Raw genomic sequence first — 313 nt, 5'->3', positions numbered from 1 at the left:
TATTTTTCAGCGTTTCTATCAATTGATCTGTTGTCACATGTGTTTTCTGGTCATCCAGCCTGCACTCTATCAATCGATAGATTAGAAGTGCTGTGTAACAGATCATGAAATGTGCTTTTATTCTTTCTGCTTTTCTGTGGTAGACTGGCCGTGCATCAAAATTTGTTTTCATAACACGGAAACAATCCTCTATTTTATATCTTTTGTGAGATATGCTGAGTATGTCTTTTGCCTCATCGTCCAGATTAGTGGCTATGGCATAATATCCATCATATTTCTCTTCTTCGGCAATCTTATCTGAATCAAGGACATA

Annotated in this window: 1 protein-coding gene; it reads right to left on the bottom strand. The window is 36.7% G+C overall.

The features are described 5' to 3' along the window. On the bottom strand, positions 1 to 313 hold a 313-nt coding region (locus UGRO018_RS17855; protein ID WP_416327862.1), incomplete at both ends, for an IS1634 family transposase.

Origin of the sequence: Hoskinsella mucinilytica (genome assembly GCF_045223415.1) — a bacterium.
Taxonomy (GTDB): Bacteria; Bacillota_I; Bacilli_A; order Erysipelotrichales; family Erysipelotrichaceae; genus Hoskinsella; species Hoskinsella mucinilytica.
The sequence above is the reverse complement of the archived record's forward strand: the minus strand, read 5'-3'. Positions and strand labels throughout refer to the sequence as shown.